Here is a 23,176-nt window from a genome sequence, read left to right as displayed (position 1 = left end):
GAAAATTCGAACTTCCGGTACGGCGTCGGCACGCCCCTCGGCATGCCCTCCGGAAGCCACGCCCCTCCCCAGGGGCGCCCCCTCGTCAAGGTCAGAGACGAGCCCCCCGGCGCGCCTCTTCCCCCCCTCGAACGCCGTGCGTTCGAAAACTCGAGTGCCGGGGAACGACGCCCGGACACTCCCCCCAAGCCCCCATCAAGCGCTCAGCGCTTGAATCCCTTGGGCCCCAGGCTCAGCCCGGTGCCCCCACCTTTCGTGTATCCAAACGCGGCGCGCCTGAATCCTTGAGCGGGGGATTTTTGGGGGATTTTCGGGTGCTCGGTCAGTCCCGGCGTCGCTTGGCTCGCGAGACTTCCCAACCCACCAAGGTCCTGTCCCGCTCGAAGCGGCGGTGCTCGTGCTGGGCCGCGGCATTCGTCTGCCGGGCGTGGAAGGCCCGCTCCCGCTTCAGCTTCTCGTAGCTGTCCAGGCGCGCTTGAGGGAGTGTGCCGGACTGGACAGCGGCGCGGACGGCGCAGCCGGGCTCCTGCTGGTGGCCGCAGTCGCGGAAGCGGCAACTGTCGGCGAGCTCGAGGATGTCCGTGAAGGTCTGCTGGACCCCCTCCTCCTCGTCTCCCAGGAGCCCCAGCTCCCGCATCCCGGGCCCGTCGATGAGCAGCCCCCCATGCGGCAGCAGGAACAGCTCCCGGTTCGTGGTGGTGTGACGCCCCTTGTCATCCTCGGTGCGGACCGGCTGGGTGGCCAGACGCTCCTCGCCGAGGAGCTGGTTGACCAGGGTGGACTTGCCCACGCCCGATGAGCCCAGCAGGGCGCCCGTCTTGCCTGGGGGCAGCAGCGCCCGCACCGCGTCCAGCCCCTCGCCGGTCCACGCGCTCAACGCGAGCACGGGGACGCCAGGGGCCAGCGCCTCCACCTCCTGGACGGCGCTGAGCGCGTCCTCCATGAGGTCCGCCTTGGAGAGCAGCACCGCGGGGGACGCGCCGCTGCTCCACGCCATGGCCAGCGCGCGTTCGATGCGGCGGGGATTGAAGTTCGAATCCAGCCCGGCGACCAGCAGCACCACGTCCAGGTTGGCCGCGATGAGCTGCCCACTTCCCTCCCGGCCCACGCCGCGGCGCATGAGCAGGCTCTTTCGGGGGAGCACGGCGTGCAGCATGCCGTCCCCCGCGCCGGAGGGCAGTTGCAGCGCGACCCAGTCGCCCACGGTGGGGAGCGACTCGGCGCCGGGCGCGTTGTGGAGGAGCCTTCCGGCCGTGCGCACCAACAGGATGCGTTCCGCCGTCTGGACGGTGAGAAGCCCGCGCTCCTGGCGCACCACGCGGCCGGGGACGAGGGAGAGGGACGACGACTCGACGACTCGAGAGAAAACCTGGGCCAGCTCGGGCCCCCAACCAAGGGATTCAAGTGACACGATGAAGGACTCCGGACAGAGCGGTGCCAGCGGCGCACCTGGATTCTTCAGGGCACCTGGAGGTGGGGACCGTGCTGTGACGGACCTTCGGGCGGGCCTGGCTTAAGCGGCCCACGTCCCCCAGGCGAACAGGGCTTCCACCGCGGCAAGATCAAGGTCGGCGTACATGGAGCCTCCTGGGAGAGAGGGGATGGCGTCCATCGCCATCGTCGGGCTTGCATATCAACTCGGCGGGGCGGCCGCACGGGGGAAGTCGCCCCGGCACACGGCCTACTGTGCGCTGGCATGCTGGAGATGGCCGTCCACGCCCTCCAGGCCCCCGGCGAGCCGGCGGATGAGGCGCCGGCGGACCACCTCGATGTGCTCGCGGAAGAAGTAGAGGTTCTCCGCGTACGACAGGGGCATGGGGATGCGGTTGACCTCCCGCTCGGCCTCCTCCAGCCGCTTGAGCATGTCCTCGAGCATCTCCCGCCCGGGGTTCTCGTCGAGCTGGATTTCAATCTCCTTCAGGCGCGCGTACCAGCGGACGATGCGCGAGCGGATGCGCCACTGGTAGAGCGCGGGGATGATGCGGAACAGCGGCACCACCACGGCGATGAAGGGCACGAGCATCACCCAGAGCCGGTCCACCAGGTTGGCCGCCCAGAACGGCAGGTAGCGCTGGAGCAGCGGCACGCCGGCCTCGTAGTAGCGGCGGGCCTCGCTGCTCAGGGGGAAGCCCGTCTCGCGCGGTGCGGGGAACTCGCCGGCCCCGTCGAGCAGGCCCGCCTTGCCATGGACCTCGCTGGCCGCGCGCATGAGGAGGTAGGCGAGCGCGGGGTGCAGCGAGTCGCGCGCCACCAGGTTCGCCGTGGGCGCGAGCACCTCCACGTCCCGCTCCGGGATGTCCGCCGCCAGGTTGAACACGCCGCGCGGCAGCACCAGGCGGGACAGGTACGTGAAGCGGCGCGAGTACGCCTCCGCCCGCGAGAAGCTCAGCAGCTGGATGCCCGGCACCGCCGCCAGCTTGTGGATGATGGGCGACTCCGCGGGGGAGATGAGGAACACGGCGTCGAGCTGGCCCTGCTTCAACTGCTCCACGGCGGCGTCGCGCTCCAGGGGAAGCAGCTCCGTGGGCGCGCCCTCCACCGCGTTGGCCTTGAGCAGCGTGAGCGCCAGCGCGCGGGTGCCGCTGCCCTCGGGGCCCACCGCGATGCGGCGGCCCTCGAGCTGGCGCACGTCCTCCAGCGGCTCGCCCCTGTGGAAGACCCAGAGGGGCACGTAGGAGAGGCTGCCCAGCGACACCACGTTCTCCGCCGCCTTCTCGCTGGCCACGGTGCCGCTCTGCACGAAGGCCACGTCGACGCCGGACCGCGCGTCGGCGAGCAGCGCGATGTTGTCGATGGAGCCCTTCGTCGAGCGCAGCTCCAGGGTGACGCCGTGCCGGGCGAGGAAGTCCTGATACTTCCGGGCGTAGAACCGGAAGCCGCCCTCGTCCGGCGACATGGCCAGGACGAGCTTCTTGGGTGGGGCGGGCTCGATGAAGTGGAACGCGGCGGCGAAGGCGGCGCCCATGAGGAGTACCGCGGGCGTGAGCGTGAGCCACAAATCCCGCCGCATCGTGCGCCGCAACTGCTGCTTGTGAGGGTCCGCCGTCATGATGGGCGCGGAGTATAGACGCGCCCCAGGTCCTCGGGGGCGGCCGGCCACACGGCGGCTCACTCCCAGGCCCGCCCCGTCGTTTCCACCCGGCCTGAACCCGCATGCAGCCCCCGCATCGCCGCGCGTCGGCTCCGTGACAGGGCCGGACTGGCGAGGCTGAGCGCTCAACACAGGCGGACTCCAAACGAACGCGGAGCCCACCCCTCGGGGCGTCCTCCGCCAGGGGCATCGCCAGCTTGCACGAGGGGTCGCGAGTCGCGCGGCCCGTCCGACGGACAGGGAGAATCATCCAAATGGAGACGACACTTCGCGCCGCGTGGTTCGGCGCGAGCTTCCATCTTTCAATCCTGGGCGCCGCGCTCGCCGCATGCCGCCCGCTCGACGAGCCCACCACCGAAGAGCCCGGGGCCACGCCCCAGCAGGTGCAGCTGGCCTATCGGGACTACTACGACATGGCCTTCTCTCCGGGAGGCGCCATGGCCAGCAGCCAGCTCAGCCGAGGCACCCTCTTCGTCCCGATGCGACAGCCCGACACCCACGAGCTCCGGCTGGGCCTGGACGGCAGCCCGCTGCGCTACACCTGCGGCGTCACCTTCATCTCTCCGCGCAAGGCCATCACCGCCGCCCACTGCGTGGACGACATCAACGTGTGGGACCCACCCCACCAACCACTCGAGGTCCAGATGTATGACCCGATGGTGGAGGCGGACGTGAAGTGGGAGGCCACCGCGAACAGCCTGGCCGGCACCTTCCCCCGCTACCGCCGCACACCCTTGGGCCCGGGCTACAGCACCACGTCCTATCAGTGCCGCGTCGTCTCCCGCTGCGGCAACGCCTATGGCACGTACAACTGCCCGGGCAACTTCCCTCGCGCCGACACGGCCCTGCTCGACTGCGGCCCCGCGAGCCCCGGCTGCCGCTACGACTACCTGAGCGTCGCGGACCACGAGGGCGTGGGAGTGCCCGTGTCCATGGCCTGGGCCCATGAGGTCTACGCCATCCCCGACGACCGGCGCTCCGACCTCTGGCAGCACTACACGCTCTACGCCAACTACGACCCGGTCCAGAACTACCACTACTACCCGGCCAACCAGCTCCTCCCGCTCGTCTCCAAGCCGTGGAGCGACCCGCCTCGACCCACCGTCTCGCTGGGCGTGACGCTGGTGGGCACCGACGCGCGGCTGACGGAGCTGCACGGCTGCCACGGCTCGTCGGGCTCCGGCATCACCCAGCTCAACGCGGGGCTGGGCACGCAGGAGCTGCTGGGCCCCGTGGCCACGTGGGACAAATGGGTCTTCACCGCGCATGACTATGACTTCCTCTGCGAGGACCCCGACCGCACCGCGCGAAAACCCGGCGACGGAGGACTGGGCTATGCGCGGCTCGCCGTCACCCAGAAGCTCGCGGAGGGCAGGAGCACGACGGACGTCTGCGGCACCGAGGAGCCGGGCCTGTTCCCCAATCCCCTGCTCTGGCTCACCCACGACATCTGGATTCTTCGCAAGGGCATGGTCGGCAGACAGGCCTTCCCCAAGCGCTGGCCGTGCACGGACACCACGTGCACCGCGTGGGAGCGCCTGCGCATCGTCAACGAGCCCCTGGTCCCCGTCGCGCGAGGAGAGACCGTCACCCTCCCCCCGGCGAACGTCGTCGCGGGGATGACCTATCGCGTGTCGGTCCGCATCCGCTCCCTGGAGGGCACGCCTCCGCTCATCACGCTCGCGCTGGGCAACCAGACGCTGCTGCGCGGCGTGCGCCCCGTCGTGCATGCGGCGGAGGCCGCGGGGCTCGTCGGCATCGCCTTCAAGGCCACCCGCGGCGGCAGCCAGACGCTCCAGATATCCGCGGCGCAGGGCTCGGGGGCGTTCGCGGTGACGGAGATCACCACCGTCGCGGACCCGCTCGCCAATGGCTTCGAGTACCGCTCACAGCGCGTGGGCATGGGCATCGTCGAGCCCGGCACGCGCACTCCCGTTCCGGCCACCTGGACGCGGATGGGCTCCTCCGGCTTCGCCGCGCGCGTGAAGGGCGGCCAGCGCTTCCTCGTGACGCGACAGGCGTTCATCCGAGGGCGCACGTGGCGGGTGGAGTTCGACACGTCGCGCGACGTGACGGGGGCGACGTGTGGATTCATCACCTCCGACAACCGCGAGCTGCGCATGCGCTGCAACTCGGTGAGCCGGCACATCCTGGCCCACTTCAACCTGGGGGATGCGCAGCCCGTGGCCTTCTTCGTCGACCTGCCCAAGGGACAGCCCGACCTGGCCCTGGACAACCTCCGCCTCGAGACGCGCTGAGGGGGGCGTCGAACCGAGACTCCGCCCGGAGTCCCCTGACACCGGGCGGAGCCACGGGGCGCCTCAGTGATGCACGTCGCACACGTCCAGCTCGGGGAGGAGCCGCCCCACGCGGACGTGGTAGAGCTCGCTCGGGACGAACGGCTCATACTGGTGCCGCACGAAGTAGAGCGTGCGGTGGTCGGGCGAGAGCGTCGGGTGGTACTCGTCCAGCGCCGTGTTCACCGTCGGGCCCAGGTTGCGCGCGGGCTGCCAGCCTCGCCACGTGCGCTGGGAGACGTACAAGTCGCCATAGCCATACCCATCCGGCCGGCCGATGGACGCGAAGAGCATCGTCTTCCCATCCGGCGTGACGTGGGGGTTGAACTCCCAGTACTCCGTGTTGACGCCCGGCCCCAGGTTCTCCGCGGGCCCGTAGGTGCCGTCCGCGCGGAGCTTGGAGCGGTACAAGTCCCACGCGCCGTAGCCGCCCTCGCGGTCCGAGGCGAAGTAGAGCGTGCCCTGCGCGTCCACGCTCGGGTACAGCTCATCGCCGGTGCTGAGCGCGGTGCCGCCCAGGTGGCGCGGCTCGCTCCAGCCTCCGTCGCGGCGGCGCTCCACCACCCACACCTCGATATCGGCGCGAGGCTCGCCGTTGAGCGGGCGGATGGAGGAGAAGAACAGGCGGCGCCCATCCGGGGAGACGAACGGGTCGATGTCCGAGTACACGCCCGAGAAGGGCGCGGGACGCGGCTCCGACCAGCGGCCGTCACGCCACTCGGAGAAGACGATGGTGGCCTGGCGCGTCTCCGGGAAGAAGCCGGAGCTCACGCCCCAGAAGGCGGTGCGACCGTCCGGCGTGAAGGCGATGCGCCACTCCTCCTGGTCGGGCAAGGAGATGAAGCCAGGAGCCAGCACCTCCGGCGTGCGCGGAGCGGCCGCGGACGCGGAGGTGGACAGGGCAAGCGCGGCGAGCAACGCGGGGATGCAACGCGATGACGATGACATGGCGAGGTCCTCTCGGGTGGATGGTGCGACCGAAGAGGTACGCCTCGCGGCTTCGCGTGTCCGGGAAGTGGGGATGAAGCGAACGGGCCGCGGGATGAACGGACGCGGCGCGGGGACGGCCCTCAGCGCGACTCCGTCACCGACGCGCCCAGCCCCAGCGCGGCCTCCACGCGGGCGCGGTGGCTTCGCCCGGTGCGCACCGCGACACCGCGCGTGCCCAGCACCAGCAGGTACTCCCCTTGCGAGAGCGGCTCCATCTCCCGCACCTTGTCCAGGTTGATGAGCACGGAGCGGTGGACCCGCAGGAAGCGCCGAGGGTCCAGGCGCTCCTCCAGGTGCGTCAGCGTCTCGCGCAGGACGTGCTGCTCCCCTTCCGCGTGCACCCGCACGTAGTTGGCCTCGGCCTCCACGTGGGTGATGGAGGCGCAGTCCACGAAGCGGATGCGCCCGTCCACCTTGACGGGGAGCCGGCGCAGCGGAGCCTCGGCCAGGGCCAGGCCAGACAGGAGCGCCTCGCGCCTCGCCCCGGACTCACCGCGCCGCAGCAGCCGGACCTGCTGACGCGCCCGGGCCAGCGCCGCGCGGAAGCGCTCCTTGTCATAGGGCTTGAGCAGGAAGTCGAGCGCCTGGGCCTCGAAGGCCTTCACCGCGTGCTGCTGCCAGGCGGTGACGAACACCACCACCGGCAACACCTCGGGCGGCAGCGCGCGCAGGACCTCGAACCCGTCTCCCGCGGGCATCTCGATGTCGAGCAGCAACACATCCGGCGCGGCCTCCAGCACGCCGCGCACCGCCTCCGCGCCGCTGGACGCCTCCATCACCACCTCGACGTGAGGCTCCGCCGACAACAGCGCGCGCAGGCGGGACCGGGCCAGCGGCTCGTCATCCGCCAGCGCCACACGCAACAGCGACGTCTCCACGAGCTCTCCACTCATGCCGCCACCCGCTCTCCTTCAAGACCGTCATCCAGCGGCACACGCAGCTCCGCCACCGCGCCGCGAGGAGTCCCCCGGCGCAGCTCCAGGCCCGCCCGGGGCCCGTACAAAGTCACCAGCCGCGCGCGCAGGTTGGACAGCCCCACGCCGCCCACCCGGACCGGCCCCTCCGGCGGAGGCCCCATGCCGTCGTCCCGGACGGACAACCGCAGCACCGTCCCCTCCCGCTCGGCCGTGATTTCGATTCGCCCCGGCTCCGCGCGCGGCGCCAGGCCATGGCGGATGGCGTTCTCCACCAGCGGCTGCAGCGCCAGGAAGGGCACCCGCGCGTCCATCACATCCGGCGCCAGGCTCCACGCCACCTGCAGCCGGGGCCCGAAGCGAATCTGCTCGATGTCCAGGTACGGCGTCAGCGCCGCCAGCTCCTCGCGCAGCGTCACCTCCTGCCGGCCGTGGGACTCCAGGCTCTGGCGCAGCAGGTCCCCCAGCCGCGCCAGCATCCGCTCGGCGCCATCCGGGTCCGCGTGGACCAGCGAGGCCACCGCGTTGAGCGCGTTGAACAGGAAGTGCGGCCGGAGCTGCGACGCCAGGGCCTGCAGCCGCGCCTCCGCGAGCTGCGCCTGCAGCTGGTCCGCGCGCCGCTGCCGCACGTGCGCTCGCCTCGCGAGCCCCAGCGCGTGCCCTCCCGCCGTCAGCAACACGAAGGGCAGCAGGTTGTTGGCCACGCTCTGGGCCAGCAGGTCCGGCACGCTCGGCATCCGCTCGTACCAGCCCACCAGGTCCTGCGTGAGCATGACGAAGGCCGCCCGTCCGAAGAGCACCCCGAACAGCGCCGCGAGGTGCGCCACCCACGGGCGCGCGCCGCCCCGCAGCGACAGGGGCACGCGCTCCGACAAGCGCAGACACAGCACCGTGATGGGGACCCACAAGAGCGAGCTGGTGAGCGACATGCGCCACAGCTCCTCGTCCGGCGCCTTCACCTCGCCCAGGCGCTGGAGGATGCGCACCTGGCTCACCGCGACGAACGCATCGGCGAGCCACCAGCCCAAGGCCCCCGTCCAGACAGCCCAGGACGGCAGCGGTGCGACCTCTCCGGCCCCCCGTCGGGCCTTGTCCTCATCACGCATGGCCCGGCACGCTAACGAGCCTGCGGGACTGCTTCCACGCGCGAAGGGACGAACCGCGGAACCCCAGGGACGAACTGGAACGCCCTGTCCGGTGTCGCGGTGACGCCCCCCCGGGCGCTGGAGCCCCTACCCTCGCGGGCTCCAGGCCACCTCCGCCTACCTACTCCGCCTTCTTCGGCGCGGGAGCGGGGCTCACCACGCGGTGCACGGGGTACAGCCCGCCCACCTCCACCTGCTTGTCCACGAACTGCCACCGGCAGAAGCCGTCATCGGAGTGCGGCTCCAGCAGGTACACGGCCAACGTGCCGCCGCGCTGGGCGGTGGGGACATAGAGCGTGCCCTGGGGGAACTCACGCGTGGTGCGCTCGGGCGCCACCGTGAGCACCGTCTCGAAGCGCACGGGCTTGGGCTTCATGCTCAGCGGCACCTCGGCCTCGCCCGGACGCGGGACGTTCGCCGCCACGTCGGGGCTGAAGGTCTCCTCGCGGCGGGCGACGCGGTAGCTGTCCACCAGGAAGGAGCGCGCCTTCGGGAGGGCCTCGAAGCGGATGCCGTGGCCTTCCAGCCGGGGCGCCAGCTCCGCGGGCACCAGGTAGCCCTCCGGCGTGCTCACCGCATGCGTGGGGAGGAACGTGCGGTAGTGCGGCACGCGGTAGACCTTCTTCTTCTTCCCGGGGAAGCGGTGCTCCGCGATGCTCTTCTCGTCGAACGCCTGGATGCGCGCCAGGTCCCCGGGCTTCGCGTAGGCCGGGTAGTCGTACGTCAGCGCCCCTTCCGCGTCGCGGGTGGCCACGCCGTAGTTGATGCCCACCAGCTCCCGCGGGTCCGGCGTCTTGCCGCGCGCGATGATGGCGTCCTGCGCGGCCTGGGTGACGGAGAGGCAGGCCTTCGCGCTCCGGGCCGCCTCGCGAATCAACTCCAGCAGCCACGCGCGAATCACCGCGCAGCGGCGCGGGTAGTCGATGTAGCTGTACGTCTCCAGCAGCACGTCCAGCCGGCCCAGCAGGCCGCGGTAGTGGCTGCCGAAGCGCGGGAGCGCCGGGTAGGTGTGCCAGCCCGAGGTGGGGACATCCTCCTCGCGGTAGTTGCCGTACCAGTAGCTGTCGAAGCCGTGGCGCTTCTGCACCGCCGCCGAGACGCGCTCCAGCATCTCCCGGTTGTAGTCCCGCAGCTCCTGGAACAGCGGCTCGTTCGAGTGCGACGTGTCGAACGTCAGGTCGAAGTCGTGGATGCTGCCGTCCGTGGTGTGGCAGTCGATGAACACCTCCGGCCACCACGCCTGGTGCAGCTTCGCGACGGCGCGCGTCTCCGGCGCCTCCTGCTTCATGCTGTCGCGGTTGAGGTTCCAGCCCTCGCCCGTGTAGCGCGTGCCCACGCCTCCCTCGGGGTTGACCTGCCCCTCCAGGCTCTTCAGGTTGAGCTTGCGGTTGTTGGGGCTGATGCGGTCATTGCCGTCCGGGTTGAAGTTGGGAATCAGGACCAGGCACACCCGGTCCAGCACCTTCTGGCCCAGCTTCGTCAGCGTCAAATCCCGCGCGAGCGCGAGCAGGGCTTCCTTCCCCTCCACCTCGCCCGCGTGGATGTTCGCCTCCACCATCACCACGACCTTCTTCTGCTTGCGCGCCTGCTCGGGCGTGAAGCAGTTGCGGTCGCTCACGACGAGGGACACCAACGGCTGTCCCTCCCCGCTCGTTCCGAAGTCCACCCGTCGGGCGAGCTTCGTACGGCGGCAGAGCTCGTCGATGAAGGCGAGCACGTCGGAATGACGCGAGGTTTCGGCGTAATTCGAGGCTTCGGCGCGGGTCAGCAGCTCGGACATGGGGGCGCATCCAAGCGCTGCCCTCCCGCGACTTCAAGCACTTCGTCCGCGGCCGCGCGCGGAGTCCTCACGCGCGCGGCGATTGTTGGGGAATCACGTACCCGAGATGAGGCGCGTGGCGATGTCGGGACTGAACGTGCCCGCGGGCGTGTTCGGCGCGATGCCGCAGTTTCCGTCGGAGTCCCCAGGCACCTTCACCCACAGGAGCATCTCCGCGCCTCCACCTGCTTGTGACAACGCGCCCAGCTTGCGGCCCGCGGGGTTGCACCAGTCGCCGTTGTGGCCGTTGCCGTTGCGGCTGGTGTCCACCACGAAGGGACGCGTGTACGCATAGCGCGTGTTCAGCGCGCTGTTGACCGCCGCGCCGTACGCCGTGGAGGCGCTCGTGAGGTAATAGTTCGACACGTTGAGGGCGAAGCCTCGGATGTTGCGCGCGCCCGCGGACTCCAGCCGCTGCGCCATGGTGTCGGCGGCAATCCAGCCCGCGTTGCCGCCATCCAGGTAGGCCCAGGTGTTGGGCGCGCGATCTCGCAGCTGCTCCGTCGCGTACCGCAAGAGGCCCAGCCGCGTGTTGCGCTCCGTGTCATCGGGGAGGCAGTCGAGCTGCGCCACCGCGTCGGGCTCGATGATGACCACGGCCGGGCGGTTGCCCAGGCCGGTGACGAACGCGGAGATCCACGTCCGGTACGCCTCCGGGCTGCCCGCGCCGCCCCCTGAGTGGCTGCCACAGTCGCGCCCAGGGATGTTGTAGGCCACGAGCACCGGCAGCTTGTCCGCCGCGTCCGCCGCGGTGACGTAGCTGGAGACCGCCGACGCGATGTCTCCGCTCCAGTTGCCGAACCACTTCGCCCCCGCCTTGCTCGCGATGGCGCTCTGGATGCCCGCCGCGCGCGAGTCCCAGCCGTTGTTGCGCACCCACACGGCGGGGTTGGAGTCCGGGTCCACGTAGAAGCCGCTGGTCATCCCCAGCGGCCCACCACCACCTCCACCGCCCGTGGAGAGCGAGACGTTGTCCAGGAACGCGGAGAAGGCCCCCGCGCCGCCCAGTTGGAAGGTCACCTGCCCGGCCGTCGTGCCCAGGTTCGAGGTGAAGGGGAACGAGAACGCGCGCGGCGTGCCATCCAAGGTGATGCGCTGGTCCAACGGCGCGGTGTACGGCGCCGTCCCCAGCTGCGCCGTCACCCGCACCGTCACGGGCGCGGAGGCCGACGCGGTGAACGCCAAGGTGTACGACTGACCGTTCACCAGGGCGATGCCATCCTGTCCCATGGGCGCATCCCACGGATTCGCCGGGTTGCCCGTGACGTTGACCCGCAGCCGCCCGTTCTCCACCACCGACTGCGTGTTGGGGCCGCTCCACCAGGGCGCCACCGAGCCTCCGCTGAAGTCGCCGTTCACGACGAGCTCGGCGAGCCCCGCGGAGACCACGCCTTGCGAGTCCGGTTCGGGCGCGGGCGGTGACGCCGGGCCACAGGCACTCCAGACGGACGCCGCCAGCACCACGGGGAGCCAGCGCCCCTGTTGATTCCATCGCATGATTGGATTCCTCCCAGGCCGCCCGGATGACAGGAATTGACGTCCGGCCTCACGAGGCATCCTGACCATCTCTTCTCGAATTGCCAGCTCAATCCCTCATCACGGCCACGAGCGACAGTCCTGGCGAAATTCAGAAGGTATACAAAACGACTGGATACATCCGGGTTGAAGAGTGACATGCGGGGCGGCCCGGGGACTCCGGGCCGCCCACAAGCACATCCCTCACCGCAAGGCGGTGACGTGGAGCGACGGCGTGCGCACGGGCGTGGCGCTCTCCACCACGCGCCCCAGGCGCAAGAGCAGGTGCTCCTCGAAGGGGCGCCCCATGAGCTGCACGCCCACGGGCAGGCCCGCGCGGTCATGGCCCGCGGGGACGGACAGCGCGGGGAAGCCCGTCAGGTTGCCCTCGCGCACGAAGCGCATCAGCGCGTCCGCGACCTGGAGGTTCGACTCCCCCTCGGGGAGCGTCGACTCGGGGATGGCGGGCGCGGAGATGGCCGTCGTGGGGGTGATGATGACGTCCACGCCGGACATGACGGCGAGCAGCTCTCGCGTCAGCCGGTGGCGGTGTCGCAGCGCGTGCACCAGGTCCGTGGCGCGGAAGTGCCGGCCGATGGCCAGGTTCGTGCGCGAGTCGAGCCCGAAGTCGGAGACCCGCTCGCGCGTGTGCGGCAGCATCGACTCCGCCATCTCGCTCAGGATGATGCAGCTGTGCGTCCAGAGCACCGTGTTCAGGTCCGGCGCGGGAATCTCCACCACCACCGCGCCCGCGTCCGTGAGCGCCTTCACCGCGTCCTTGCAGCGCGCCACCACGTCGGGCGCGGCGTCCTCGAAGTACGGCCAGCAGATGCCCAGCCGAATCCCCGTCAGGTCCGCGCGCTCATAGCCCGACAGGTGGTGCGCGGGCTGATTCTGCGCCACCACGTCCTTGCCATCGGGCCCGGCGAGCACCGCGTACAGGGCCGCGACGTCGTCGACCGTCAGCCCCATGGGCCCGACATGGCCCACGTTCCAGCAGAGCGGCGGCACGCCCGTCTCGGGGATGCGGCCCCAGGTGGCCTTGAGCCCGACGATGCCGCACAGCGCCGCGGGGATTCGGATGGAGCCGCCTCCGTCCGCGCCGACACCCAGCGGGCACAGGCCCGCGGCCACCACCGCCGCCGAGCCACTGGAGCTGCCCCCCGTGATGTGCCCCCGGTTCCACGGGTTGCGCACGGCGCCGTGGTGCGGATTCAGCCCGATGGGGTTGATGCCAATCTCCTGCATGTTGGCCTTGCCCAGGATGAGCGCCCCCGCGGCCCGCAGGCGCGCGGCCACCGTCGCATCCACCGCCGCCACCTGGTTCCTGAACCGGGTGCCGAGCGTCGTGGGGTAGCCCGCCACGTCCACCTCGTCCTTCACCACCACCGGCACGCCGTCCAGCACGCTCAGCGGACGTCCCGCGCGCAGGCGCTCCGCGGAGGCCTCCGCGGCTCGCAGCACCTCCTCGGGCTTGCGCGTGATGAACATCCCCATCCGCGCGTCCCCCTGCTCCAGCGTGTCCAGCGTCGCATGGAGCCGGCGCGCCACCGTGACGGGGTCCACCTGTCCGTCGCGGTAGGCCCGCACGAACGCGCCCACCGTCTCGCGCTCCGGCGGGGAGGCCCGCGCGGCGATGGCGCGCACGGCCTGCTCGGCCGGGGACTGGGGCTCCGTCGCGGGCGCACCGGGAGGCAGGGGGAACTGGAGCGGCGGCGCGTCTCCGGGCGACAGCTCCCGCCAGGGGGTGATGCCACTGTCCCGCACCAGCTTCTCCAACACGGGAGCCCCGACCGAGCTCTCCAGCGTGTTGACGAATGCCTTGAGCGCGAGCCCCGACACGCGCGGCGCCTTCACGGGATTGCGTTGATAGGCCATGGCGGCAAGCCTACTCGCCGCGAGCCCGCGCGTGTGACTCAGCCTGGAGGACGCCCCAGCCCCTGGGACTGCGCCAGCACGCGCAGCCGCTCCACCAGCGCGTCCCGGTCCGCGTAGGACAGGCCCTCCGTCTCGATGGCGGGGAGCAGCTCCACGCGCACGCGGCCCGGCCGCACGCGCCACTCGCCGAACGGGAGCACGTCCCGCGCGCCATGAAACACCATGGGGACGATGCGGGCCCCGGAGCGGATGGCGAGCACCGCCGCGCCCTTCTTGTACGGCCCCAGCGCGCCGTCGGGGCTGCGACGGCCCTCGATGGACATGTAGAAGCAGGCGCCCCTGCGCATCGCGTCCGCGGCCCGGTCCACGGCGCGCCGCGCCTGCGCGCTCCATTGACGCACCACCACCACGGAGCCTTGCGACACCGGCACCCACCCGATGAAGGGCAGCGCCGCGAACTCGATGTTCATGAAGATGAGCGCCCACCGAGGCAGCGCCGCGGTGGTGACGAACGCCTCGCTCAGGCTCGTCTGGTTCAGCTGGAGGAAGACATACGGCGCGCCGTCGTCATACCCCCCCTCGTTGTGGTCGACCACGTCCACGTCCACGCCGAAGACGCGACGCGCCCAGAGACACCAGGTGCGCATGAGCGCATCGGAGGAGCTCGGGCGCAGCGGCCCCAGCGCGAGCGCGGGGAGCAGCAAGGGAGGCATCGCGGCACAGGCCACGGTCCAGCGAAGGAGGCTACTCAACGTTCCCGGTCGTTCCGGGGGCTCGAACGAGGCATCCATGAAGTGGCTATAGCAGGGAGCAACCTCCTCGGCAGGGTGGAAGCCGACCTCTCGCGCGGGTTGGCGCGCGCATGGCACGCTACGCAACGGACGCAGCTGGCGGGGAGCTCATGGGAAGTCCACGTGTCAACGCGCTGGAGGAGTACAAGTCCCTGTTGGAACGCCAACGCACGCAGGCCCTCGGCCCCGAGGAAGAGCAGCGCCTGGAACTCCTGCGCGACGTGCTCCTGGAGCTGGGCGCCCTTCCTCCCGAAGGCAGTCCGCTTCCCGTCCGCGCCGCGCGCGCGGAGGCTGTGCTCGAGGTGACATTCGCCAACCAGGACGACGTGGTGCGCGCGTACAGCAAGAACATCGGCGCCGGAGGGCTGGCCCTCCGGACGACGCGCGCGCTGCCGGTGGGCAGCACCCTGGAGCTGCGAATCACCCTCCCCGACACACCGCAGGCCCTGCGCACCCTCGCGCAGGTGGCGTGGTCTCGCGACGACGAGATGGGCGTGGCCTTCACCCAGCTTCCTCCGGAGGCGGAGCGCCGGCTGAAGCACTTCCTCACGCAGGACGCGTCGCTGCTCCAGCGCGTGCGCGGCGTGCTGAATGCGGATGTGATGCAGTGGCTGACCAAGGACGTGCGCGAACTGGGCAAGGGCGCCGTGCCCCAGGCCGCCACCGCCGTGGAGCTGGACACGCGAGTGCCCGTGCTGGTGAGCCTGACGGACACGCGCCTGCTCGCGCTGGTCTCCGAGTTGTTCGAACAGAAGGGCCTGCGCATCGCGACGGACACCACCCGGCCCGCGCCCATCATCGTCGTGGACACCGGCACCGCGCTCGACGTGCTCAGCACCGCGGCCCGCCCGGGCACCCGCGTCATCCTGGTCAATGTCAGCGGCCCCGACTCGCTGATGGGACGACTGACGAACCTCAACCCCGCCGCCTTCGTGAAGCACCCGGCCAGCGCCGCCTCGGTGCTGCTGGCGGTGGAGCGGCTGCTCGCGGTCACGAAGACGTCCTGAGCGGCCCTCGCACACTTCGACTTCCGCGCCTCCGGCCGCTGCGCCATGCTCCACGCGCCGGGACTCTCGCGGGAGGTGAATGCATGGGTGGTGGGCTGTCGCGACTCGGAGGAGCGCTGTGCCTCATGCTGGGGTGCGCCACCACGGCACCGAAGCCCGCCCCACCCATCGAGCCCCCCCGCCCCGTGCTCACGGTCTACCGAGTCCTCCCCGATGGGAGCACCACTCCGTGGTCCACGCTGACGGCGGAGCCCTCCGACTTCCACCCTCCCGCTGAGAGGGATTGGTGCGCGGAGCCGGTGCGCCCCGTGACGTCACCCGCCGACGCGCACCGGGTGGCCATGGCGCTCACGAACCACCGCGTGCCCGGGCTCTGCTTCGAGGCCACGGGTGTCCCCGAGCCCACGCTGCTCGCCGCGCTCGTGCGAGGCACGAGCCTGGTGACGCTGCGTGCCTCCGGCTCATCGCTGGGAGATGCCCACCTGGGCGCGCTGAGGGACTTCACCGCCTGGGAGGCCTTGCACCTCGACGGCACGCGGGTGACGGATGCCGGGCTCCCGCACCTGTCGGGGCTCCGACGCCTGTCCGTGGTGCGGCTGGAGGAGACGGCGATATCGGACAAGGGGCTCGCGTTCCTCGAAGGGCTCACCACGCTGCGGCGGGTGGGGCTCGCGGGGACGTCCGTGAGCGCCCAGGGCCTGCGCTTCCTCTCGGCCCAGGCGGAGCTGGAGTGGCTGGACCTCTCGGACACGTCGACGGACGACCGCGTCCTCGCCTGGGTGTCCGGGGCCCACCTGCACACGCTCATCCTCAGCGGGACCCAGGTCACGGACGCGGGCCTCGCGCGCCTGCGGGACATGCCCCACCTCACGTGGCTGGGGCTCGCGCGGACCGGCCTCACCGACGGGGGGCTCGCGCCCATCGGCGCGCTGCGAGCGCTGGAAGCGCTCCACCTCGGCGAGACCCAAGTGACGGACGCGGGGCTCCTCCACCTCGCGGAGTCGAAGTCGCTCGAGGCCCTGGTCCTCACCAAGACGCGGCTTCACGGCCCCGGCCTCCAACACCTCGCCGGACTGACCCGACTGGAGCTGCTGCACCTCGACGACACGCGGCTCGATGACGCGGCGATGCGGCACCTGCGCGGCCTGGTGGCCCTGCGCGAGCTGGAGCTGTCGCGCACCCTCATCACGGGAGCGGGGCTCGCGTCGCTGGACGCGCTGAGCGCGCTCGAGCGGCTGGGGGTGTCGGGCCTCGCCGTGACGGCGGACGCGCTCGCGGTGCTCCAGAAGACGGAGCGGCTCACCCGGCTGGACCTGAGCCACACCCCCGTCGGCCCGGAGGCCCTGGCGCACGTTCCCTCGGGGCTGCGCGAGCTGGACCTGAGCCGCACCGCCTTCAACGACGAATGGCTGCCGTCGCTCCGCCGCCTGTCCCGCCTTCAATCGCTCCGCGCCGAGCGCACCCTGCTCACGGACCTGGGCCTGGGACAGCTCGGCGAGCTGACGGAGCTGGCGGCGCTCCACCTCTCGGGCACCCTCGTCAACGGCTCCGGACTCGCCCACCTCCAGCGGCTGCCGCACCTCGCCCACCTGGACCTGGGCGCGACGTGGCTGGAGGCCCACTACACCCCCGCCCTCCAAGGGCTGACGCGCCTCACGTGGCTCAGCCTGGCCCGCGGGCGCCTGGGGGATGCGGCCCTGGGTCATCTTCCACCGGGGCTTCACACGCTCTACCTGACACGCACCGGCGTCACCGACGCGGGGCTGGACTCGCTGCGGTCGCTTCCCCACCTGAGGCAGCTGGACCTGCGGGGCACGGCCGTCACGGACGCGGCACGGGACGCGCTGAGCCGGGAGCGCGGCGTGCGGCTCGTCACCGGCCTCTAGGCTCGCGGAAACGTCCTGACACGTCAGTGTGCTGGCTGACACGTCGGCTGGCGTGTCAGCATCGGCGCCACGGGCTCCAGTAAACAGACGGGCCGCAGCCCTTTGGCGGGCTTGCGGATACCGAGCAATGGCCCGCCCTCTGCAATACGCACACGAAACCCAGGGGCCCACCACCCAGGTGGATGCCCGGCCCCCTCAGGAGCGTCATGGACGCCGTCATCGAACAACTCAGGACTCTGGCTCTCGCACAGGCCTTCCCCTTCTTGCTCAAGGCAATGGGGGCGTTGGTGTTGTGGTTCGTGGGTCGAGCCATCATCAATGCCTTCCGGCGCGTGCTGTACCTCACGCTGCACAAGCGTCAGTTCGACGCCACGCTCATCCGCTACATCGAGTCGCTGTTCGCCGGCTCCCTCACCATCCTCCTGCTGCTCGGCATCCTGGGGATGATGGGGTTCGAGACCACGTCCTTCGCCGCGCTGCTGGCCGCGGCGGGTATCGCCATCGGTACGGCGTGGTCCGGCCTGCTCTCCAACTTCGCCGCGGGCATCTTCCTGCTCGTGCTGCGTCCGTTCCGCGTGGGCGATGAAATCTCCGCCGCTGGCGTCACGGGCATGGTGCAGGAGATTGGCCTCTTCGCCACCACCATCGACACGGGCGACAACCTGCGCATCTCCGTGGGCAACAACCGCCTGTTCGGCGACAACATCATCAACTTCAGCCACCACCCCCACCGCCGCATCGCCATCAAGGTGCCGCTGATGCACGGCTGCGACGTGCACGGCCTGATGAAGGCCTTCCTGCAGCGCGTGGAGCAGGTGGAGGGCGTCCTGGACCAGCCCGCGCCCGGCGTCGGCGTGGCGGAGTTCACCGCGCAGGGCCCCGTGATTGCCATTGGCGTGTGCTGCAAGCCCTCCGTCGCGGGCGCCGTCACGGGCGCCATCACGCTGGCCGCCGCGGAGGTCCTCATCTCCACGGGCTATGTCGTGCCGCCGCAGCTCGCGATGTCGGACATCGCCAAGGCGAGCTGACCCGGCCTGGGTGGGTGCCTCGGCTCAGTGGTAGTTGAGGCACCCGTCGTCGGACTCCGACTCGGACACGACCGACACCGGGACGGCGGGGACGATCTCCAGGGCATCGAAGGACGTCCCATCCCGGCACACGCCCCGCGCCAGTTGATAGCCGGGCACCAGCGCCTCCAGGTTGGTGATGCCGTTCCACTCGCGCAGCTCCGACAGGAGCGCGGGCGTCACCGTCGGGGCGTAGAGCACGACGTGCGTCGCGGAGAGGCCCCGCAGCGGCTCCGTCTCGAGGTCGAAGCGGTCATCCCCGTTGACGTCCTGGTACACCGCGATGCGGCCCGTGCCCAGGAAGCCCGCCCCCGCGCCCAGGTCATTGAGCGCCCCCGGTCCCGGCTCTCCCGTCAACCGCAGCGAGTACGCCGAGGGCAGCGACTGCGGCACCGCGACGCTCCCCTGCGAGACGATGATGTCCCCACTTCGCATCCAGTTCTCCCAGGCGATGGTCAGCCGGGTCGCCCCCGCTTGCGAGGCGGCATCCAGCGACACCACCTGGCCCTCGAGGACGAAGCCCGCCTCCTCCTGCAGAGGCCCGGGCTCCTTCGACTTCGAGTCCTCGCCACAGCCCAGCAGCCACACCAAGCCCGACACCGCGACCGCGGAAGACAGCCGATGATTCATGTGGGAATCCCCCTGATGTTTCGTCGCCCGGCTCGCCTGGAGCCTTGGATTCGCGACGACCGACTGGCTAAGACGGTAGCACGCGAGGCGATAGCAGCCTCGTGAGGGTGTCCCCGAAATGCACTCGCTGGCGAACATCGACGCCTTCGTTCGAGCCGTGGAGGAAGGCGACTTCACCCAGGCCGCGAAGAAGCTCCACCTCACGGCCTCGGCGGTGAGCCGGCGCATCTCCCGGCTGGAGGAGGAGCTGGGCGTGAAGCTCTTCCAGCGCACCACCCGCGCGCTGCGCCTCACCGAGGACGGGCGCGACTTCCACGCCCGCTGCCAGCGCCTGCTCGCGGACCTGGAGGACGCGAAGGAGTCCCTCTCCCGCTCCCGCGAGCAGCCCGCGGGCAGGCTGCGCGTGGAGGCGCCCCAGGTCATCGGGCAGCTCGTCCTCGCCCCCGCGCTGCCCCCCTTCCTCGCGCGCCACCCCGGACTGGAGCTGCACCTCACGCTGCGCGACACCGTGGTGGACCCCGTCGCGGAGGGCGCCGACGTGCTCCTCCGCCTGGGCCGACTGGAGGACTCCCGCCTCGTGGCCCGGAAGCTCGGCACCGCGCGGCTGGTGGCCTGCGCGTCCCCGGAGTACCTGGCCCGGAGAGGGACTCCCGCCACCCCCGCCGACCTCGCCCGGCACGACTGCCTGGGCTTCCTGCGCGACGGCGCCTCCACCGACTGGCTCCTGCGAGAGGGGGACGAAGCCCTCCGGGTGCTGCCTCGGGGGAGCTTCCACACCAACCACGGCGCGACGCTCCGGGACGCGGCCTTGATGGGGCTGGGCATCGCGTGGCTGTTCGACTTCATGGTGGCGCGGGAGCTCGCGGCCGGGGCCCTGGTCCGCGTGCTGGAGTCCTCCTCCCGCGAGTCGCGCCCCATCCACGTCCTGCACCCGCCCGCCCCTCACCTCCCCGCGAGGGTCCGAGTGTTCCTCGACTTCGTCGCCACGCTGTTTCCCGCCGCGAAGGGCCGGTAGGCCAGGCCCGCGTCAGCGCGCGTTCAACGCCGCGTTGAGCCCCTGGGCCCCCGCCCGGGCCCAGCGCTCCCCGATGGCCGCGTAGTCGGGCTCCCGCACGAAAGGTGGCAGGGACTCCTCGGAGGTGCGCTCATGGAAGAGGGAGAGCGGCCGGACACCCTGGGCGGCGCAGGCCAGGCGGACCGCGCGCCACGGCAAGCCGGCCGCCTCCATGACGCTCAGGAAGTCATCCCGCCGGAGGCTCTGGTCCGCGCTCTCCAGGATGCGCGGGCGCTGGGTCTTCTTGTAGGGCTTCTCCGGCCACCACTCCTTGGTTCGTCGCCGGTACTCGCGCTGCTCCGCGTCACGGAGCCCCCGCCACCGCTCCCGGAAGGACCCCTCCGAGTCCTGGAGCCACTCCAGCGCCGTGCGACCCATGGCCGCGTAGAAGACATCCGACGCGTCATCCCTCCGCGCCCGTCTGTCGACAAAACCCACGTAGTCACGCGTGGCCGCGAGCAATTCCCGCTCCGCCGCATCCACTGTCATCACCTCGGCGGAACGTGTCTCGGCGACTTCCACGAAACCCTCCCCCTCCACCTGCCCGGTCCCATCCGGTGCGGGACACGAATGGACGTGGCGATACCAGACGTTCCTCCCTGGAAAGACAAGCACCAGCTCCGGCAACCGGGGCAACGGAGGCGGCGGCGTCGTGAGCACCCAGTCACCCGGGTCCACGGCGTGGAGCGCGCGGAGAGCGACAAGCCCTTGGGCTCGCATCCGCTCGAGCCAGGTGTAATAGGATGGCTCGAAGCCACCTTCCACCTGGAAGCCACGGAAGTCTTCTCGACGGGGGAAGAATGTCCCAGCGGTGGGATCATCCAGCATCAGCGCACGGAGGTCCTGCCCTCCGAGGCGAGCGTTTCCGACGATCGCCGCCTGCCAGGCATAGAGATGGACGAGGATGCTCATCGGGCGAGTCTACCGTGTCTCCACGGCCCGCACACACCTGGGCACCTCCACCACCAAAGACAATCACCAGCGGGTGGCGAAATCCCACCCGCTGGTGACTTACGTCTGAGTCGGGCACGAAAACGCGCCCGGTTCAGACTACGGGAGAGCCGCGAGGACGTCCGTGTTCAGCACGGGAACGCTGCCACCACCGCCACAACCACGGGGACCGCCACGAACCTTGGTCTTGATCTGCATGGGATTGCTCCAGGTGGACTACGGGTTGATACAACCGCTGAGAACAACCAGCGCCCTGCGACAGCGACTACGGGAGCTGCGTGCGCACGCCACCGATGGTGGTGCTGCCACCGCCACAGCCACGGGGACCGCCACGAACCTTGGTCTTGATCTGCATGGTCTCTCTCCTGGTGACTACGGTGTCTGTTCGAGGAATCGAACGGACTACGGCAGCATCACGGGCAGGGAGGGCGAGATCACGCCACCACCGCCACAGCCACGGGGACCGCCACGAACCTTGGTCTTGATCAGCATGGGATTGCTCCTGGCTTGCAACAGCGTTCCGGAATGGAACACCGGTCCTACGAACAACAGCTTTGATAATTTTATTCGTCGAATTCCTCACCAGCAGCGGGTGGGGACTCGCATCCGAAGTGCAATCATTAAAATCAGGCGGAATCGGTACGTCAAGCCGTGGACGCAATTTTTGCGACGAAAGTCTTTGTAGCTTCACGTGTCACAGACAATCTCAGACTCCGCGAAACACGGTGTTCTTTGTGACCTTCCACGCTACAGCCAATCTCAGACTGCGGCGGTGGCCATCACGCCATGCGTCAAACCTGACGAGACAGGTCCTCGGCAATATCGGCCATCCCGATGTAAAATGCGACGGAACTGAACCACGGCCCGCACCGGAGCGCTGACGGGGCGGCGGTGGCCAACGGCGATGGGATGGCTTCGTTCATGAGAGTGGGTGAAGGAATGTTCCCGCGCACCGTGCGCGCGCTGGTCCGGGGACAGGGGCGGTCGGCGGTGTGGCTGTTGCCGGTGGGGCTGTTCGCGGTCTGGGGCGTGTGGTTCGTCCAGGCGCGCATCACCGTCTACGAGCCCAGCGTGCAGGCGCGACTGGAGGTCCACCGCGAGGTCTACGCCGTGGACTCGCCCGTGGAGGGGCGGCTGGTGAAGACCCACGTGGAGCTCCACCGCAAGGTGAGCGCGGGAGAGGTGCTCTTCGAGCTGGCCCAGGAGCAGGAGGCGCGGCAGCTCGCCGAGGCCGAGGCGCTCCTGAAGGGCCAGGGCCCCCAGCTGGAGGCGGCCCGCGCGGAGCTGGAGGCGGAGCAGAGCGCGCTGCAGGCCCAGCAGGAGCGCGGCACGGCCAGCGCGGACGAGGCGCGCGCGCGCCTGTCGGAGGCCGAGGCCCTGGCGCGCCGCGCGCTGGAGGAGAAGACGCGCACCGAGCAGCTCTGGGCGCGGCAGCTCGTGAGCGAGTCGGAGTGGAATCAGGTGCGCACGGAGCTGGAGCGCGTGCAGGCGGCGGAGCAGGCCGCGCGCGCGGCGCTGGCGCGCGTGAAGACGGACGGGACGATGCAGAGCACCGAGCGGCGCGTGCGCATCGCCGCGCTGCGCCGGGACATCGCGCAGCTCGAGTCCGCGGAGAACGTCGCGCGGGCCACCGTGGAGCGGCTGCGCGAGGAGCTGGAGCGCCGCGTGGTGAGGGCCCCCGCGGACGGCCTGCTCGGTGAGACGAGCTCCGTGCGCGTGGGGACCCAGGTGAAGGCGGGAGACCGCATCGCCACCGTCGTCGCGGGAGGAGACGTGCGCATCGTCGGGCAGTTCTCCCCGGCCACCGCGCTGGGTCGTGTGCGCGCCGGGCAGAAGGCGCGCATGAAGCTGGAGGGCTTCGCCTGGACGGAGTTCGGGCTGGCGCAGGCCACCGTCGTGGCCGTGGCGAGCGAGGCCCGCGACGGGCTGGTGCGTGTGGAGCTGTCCGTGGACGAGATGCCGCCCGGCGTCCCCATGGAGCATGGCCTCCAGGGCACCGTGGACGTCGCCGTCGAGGAGGCCACGCCGCTGCGCCTGGTGCTCCGGGCGCTGGGCCGGGGCATCGGGGGACCGGCGCGTGGGCGCCCGCTGCCCTCGCGGGCGCCTGGGACGTTGGAGCTGTCGCGGGGTGGGGGCTGAGA

General features: G+C 70.7%; 17 protein-coding genes. 6 read left to right on the top strand and 11 right to left on the bottom strand.

Annotated elements, in window-relative coordinates; translation table 11 throughout:
- Positions 1 to 322: 322 nt before the first annotated feature.
- Entirely contained in the window at positions 323 to 1,411 is a 1,089-nt protein-coding gene (gene rsgA / locus MYSTI_RS12910; protein WP_015348198.1) for a ribosome small subunit-dependent GTPase A, read from the bottom strand.
- Between the two features lie 270 nt (positions 1,412 to 1,681).
- The gene (locus MYSTI_RS12905) at positions 1,682 to 3,049 is read right to left on the bottom strand and encodes a TAXI family TRAP transporter solute-binding subunit (protein WP_015348197.1); all 1,368 of its coding nucleotides are present in this window, start codon (positions 3,047 to 3,049) and stop codon (positions 1,682 to 1,684) included.
- A 296-nt stretch (positions 3,050 to 3,345) separates the two neighbouring features.
- Here MYSTI_RS12905 and MYSTI_RS12900 point away from each other — a divergent pair, with 296 nt between their 5' ends.
- Positions 3,346 to 5,349, top strand: coding sequence for a hypothetical protein (locus MYSTI_RS12900; protein WP_015348196.1), 2,004 nt, complete (start codon positions 3,346 to 3,348; stop codon positions 5,347 to 5,349).
- A gap of 63 nt (positions 5,350 to 5,412) precedes the next feature.
- On the opposite strand, the gene MYSTI_RS12895 is transcribed toward MYSTI_RS12900, so the two are convergent.
- The 7 genes from MYSTI_RS12895 to MYSTI_RS12865 all read right to left on the bottom strand — a co-directional run bounded on the left by MYSTI_RS12895 (position 5,413) and on the right by MYSTI_RS12865 (position 14,401).
- Complete coding sequence (locus MYSTI_RS12895) at positions 5,413 to 6,336, bottom strand: TolB family protein (RefSeq protein ID WP_015348195.1); 924 nt, start codon at positions 6,334 to 6,336, stop codon at positions 5,413 to 5,415.
- Between the two features lie 122 nt (positions 6,337 to 6,458).
- Positions 6,459 to 7,271: a LytR/AlgR family response regulator transcription factor gene (locus tag MYSTI_RS12890; protein WP_015348194.1), complete on the bottom strand. Its 813-nt coding sequence runs from the start codon at positions 7,269 to 7,271 to the stop codon at positions 6,459 to 6,461.
- On the bottom strand, positions 7,268 to 8,398 hold the full coding sequence (locus tag MYSTI_RS12885; protein ID WP_015348193.1) for a sensor histidine kinase: 1,131 nt from the start codon (positions 8,396 to 8,398) through the stop codon (positions 7,268 to 7,270). The genes MYSTI_RS12890 and MYSTI_RS12885 overlap by 4 nt, the downstream gene beginning before the upstream one ends.
- A 160-nt stretch (positions 8,399 to 8,558) precedes the next feature.
- Positions 8,559 to 10,217 carry a M14 family zinc carboxypeptidase gene (locus MYSTI_RS12880; RefSeq protein WP_015348192.1) on the bottom strand — a complete coding sequence of 553 codons (1,659 nt, stop codon included), beginning with the start codon at positions 10,215 to 10,217 and terminating at the stop codon, positions 8,559 to 8,561.
- Positions 10,218 to 10,310: 93 nt separating this feature from the next.
- The gene (locus tag MYSTI_RS12875) at positions 10,311 to 11,753 is read right to left on the bottom strand and encodes a glycoside hydrolase family 6 protein (RefSeq protein ID WP_015348191.1); all 1,443 of its coding nucleotides are present in this window, start codon (positions 11,751 to 11,753) and stop codon (positions 10,311 to 10,313) included.
- Between the two features lie 222 nt (positions 11,754 to 11,975).
- Positions 11,976 to 13,649 (bottom strand): amidase, encoded by a 1,674-nt coding sequence (locus tag MYSTI_RS12870; protein WP_015348190.1) that lies wholly within the window; start codon positions 13,647 to 13,649, stop codon positions 11,976 to 11,978.
- A 38-nt stretch (positions 13,650 to 13,687) separates the two neighbouring features.
- Complete coding sequence (locus MYSTI_RS12865) at positions 13,688 to 14,401, bottom strand: lysophospholipid acyltransferase family protein (protein WP_169558632.1); 714 nt, start codon at positions 14,399 to 14,401, stop codon at positions 13,688 to 13,690.
- Between the two features lie 149 nt (positions 14,402 to 14,550).
- On the opposite strand from MYSTI_RS12865, the gene MYSTI_RS12860 reads away from it, so the two are divergent.
- The 3 genes from MYSTI_RS12860 (at position 14,551) to MYSTI_RS12850 (ending at position 18,361) form a co-directional block, all read left to right on the top strand.
- Positions 14,551 to 15,447, top strand: a complete 897-nt coding sequence (locus MYSTI_RS12860; RefSeq protein ID WP_015348188.1) for a PilZ domain-containing protein — start codon at positions 14,551 to 14,553, stop codon at positions 15,445 to 15,447.
- Between the two features lie 83 nt (positions 15,448 to 15,530).
- Positions 15,531 to 17,333 carry a hypothetical protein gene (locus MYSTI_RS12855; RefSeq protein ID WP_015348187.1) on the top strand — a complete coding sequence of 601 codons (1,803 nt, stop codon included), beginning with the start codon at positions 15,531 to 15,533 and terminating at the stop codon, positions 17,331 to 17,333.
- 206 nt (positions 17,334 to 17,539) lie between these two features.
- The gene (locus tag MYSTI_RS12850) at positions 17,540 to 18,361 is read left to right on the top strand and encodes a mechanosensitive ion channel family protein (protein ID WP_015348186.1); all 822 of its coding nucleotides are present in this window, start codon (positions 17,540 to 17,542) and stop codon (positions 18,359 to 18,361) included.
- Between the two features lie 24 nt (positions 18,362 to 18,385).
- On the opposite strand, the gene MYSTI_RS12845 is transcribed toward MYSTI_RS12850, so the two are convergent.
- On the bottom strand, positions 18,386 to 19,030 hold the full coding sequence (locus MYSTI_RS12845; protein ID WP_015348185.1) for a hypothetical protein: 645 nt from the start codon (positions 19,028 to 19,030) through the stop codon (positions 18,386 to 18,388).
- Between the two features lie 118 nt (positions 19,031 to 19,148).
- Between MYSTI_RS12845 and MYSTI_RS12840 the strand changes: the two genes are divergently transcribed.
- Positions 19,149 to 20,045: a LysR family transcriptional regulator gene (locus tag MYSTI_RS12840; RefSeq protein WP_015348184.1), complete on the top strand. Its 897-nt coding sequence runs from the start codon at positions 19,149 to 19,151 to the stop codon at positions 20,043 to 20,045.
- A gap of 12 nt (positions 20,046 to 20,057) precedes the next feature.
- On the opposite strand, the gene MYSTI_RS12835 is transcribed toward MYSTI_RS12840, so the two are convergent.
- Positions 20,058 to 20,996 carry a hypothetical protein gene (locus MYSTI_RS12835; RefSeq protein ID WP_015348183.1) on the bottom strand — a complete coding sequence of 313 codons (939 nt, stop codon included), beginning with the start codon at positions 20,994 to 20,996 and terminating at the stop codon, positions 20,058 to 20,060.
- Between the two features lie 978 nt (positions 20,997 to 21,974).
- Here MYSTI_RS12835 and MYSTI_RS12830 point away from each other — a divergent pair.
- Positions 21,975 to 23,174 carry an HlyD family secretion protein gene (locus tag MYSTI_RS12830; protein ID WP_015348182.1) on the top strand — a complete coding sequence of 400 codons (1,200 nt, stop codon included), beginning with the start codon at positions 21,975 to 21,977 and terminating at the stop codon, positions 23,172 to 23,174.
- Positions 23,175 to 23,176 lie beyond the last annotated feature (2 nt).

It is taken from the genome of Myxococcus stipitatus DSM 14675 (assembly GCF_000331735.1).
GTDB classification, from domain to species: domain Bacteria; phylum Myxococcota; class Myxococcia; order Myxococcales; family Myxococcaceae; genus Myxococcus; species Myxococcus stipitatus.
This window is presented reverse-complemented; position numbering and strand designations above follow the sequence as displayed.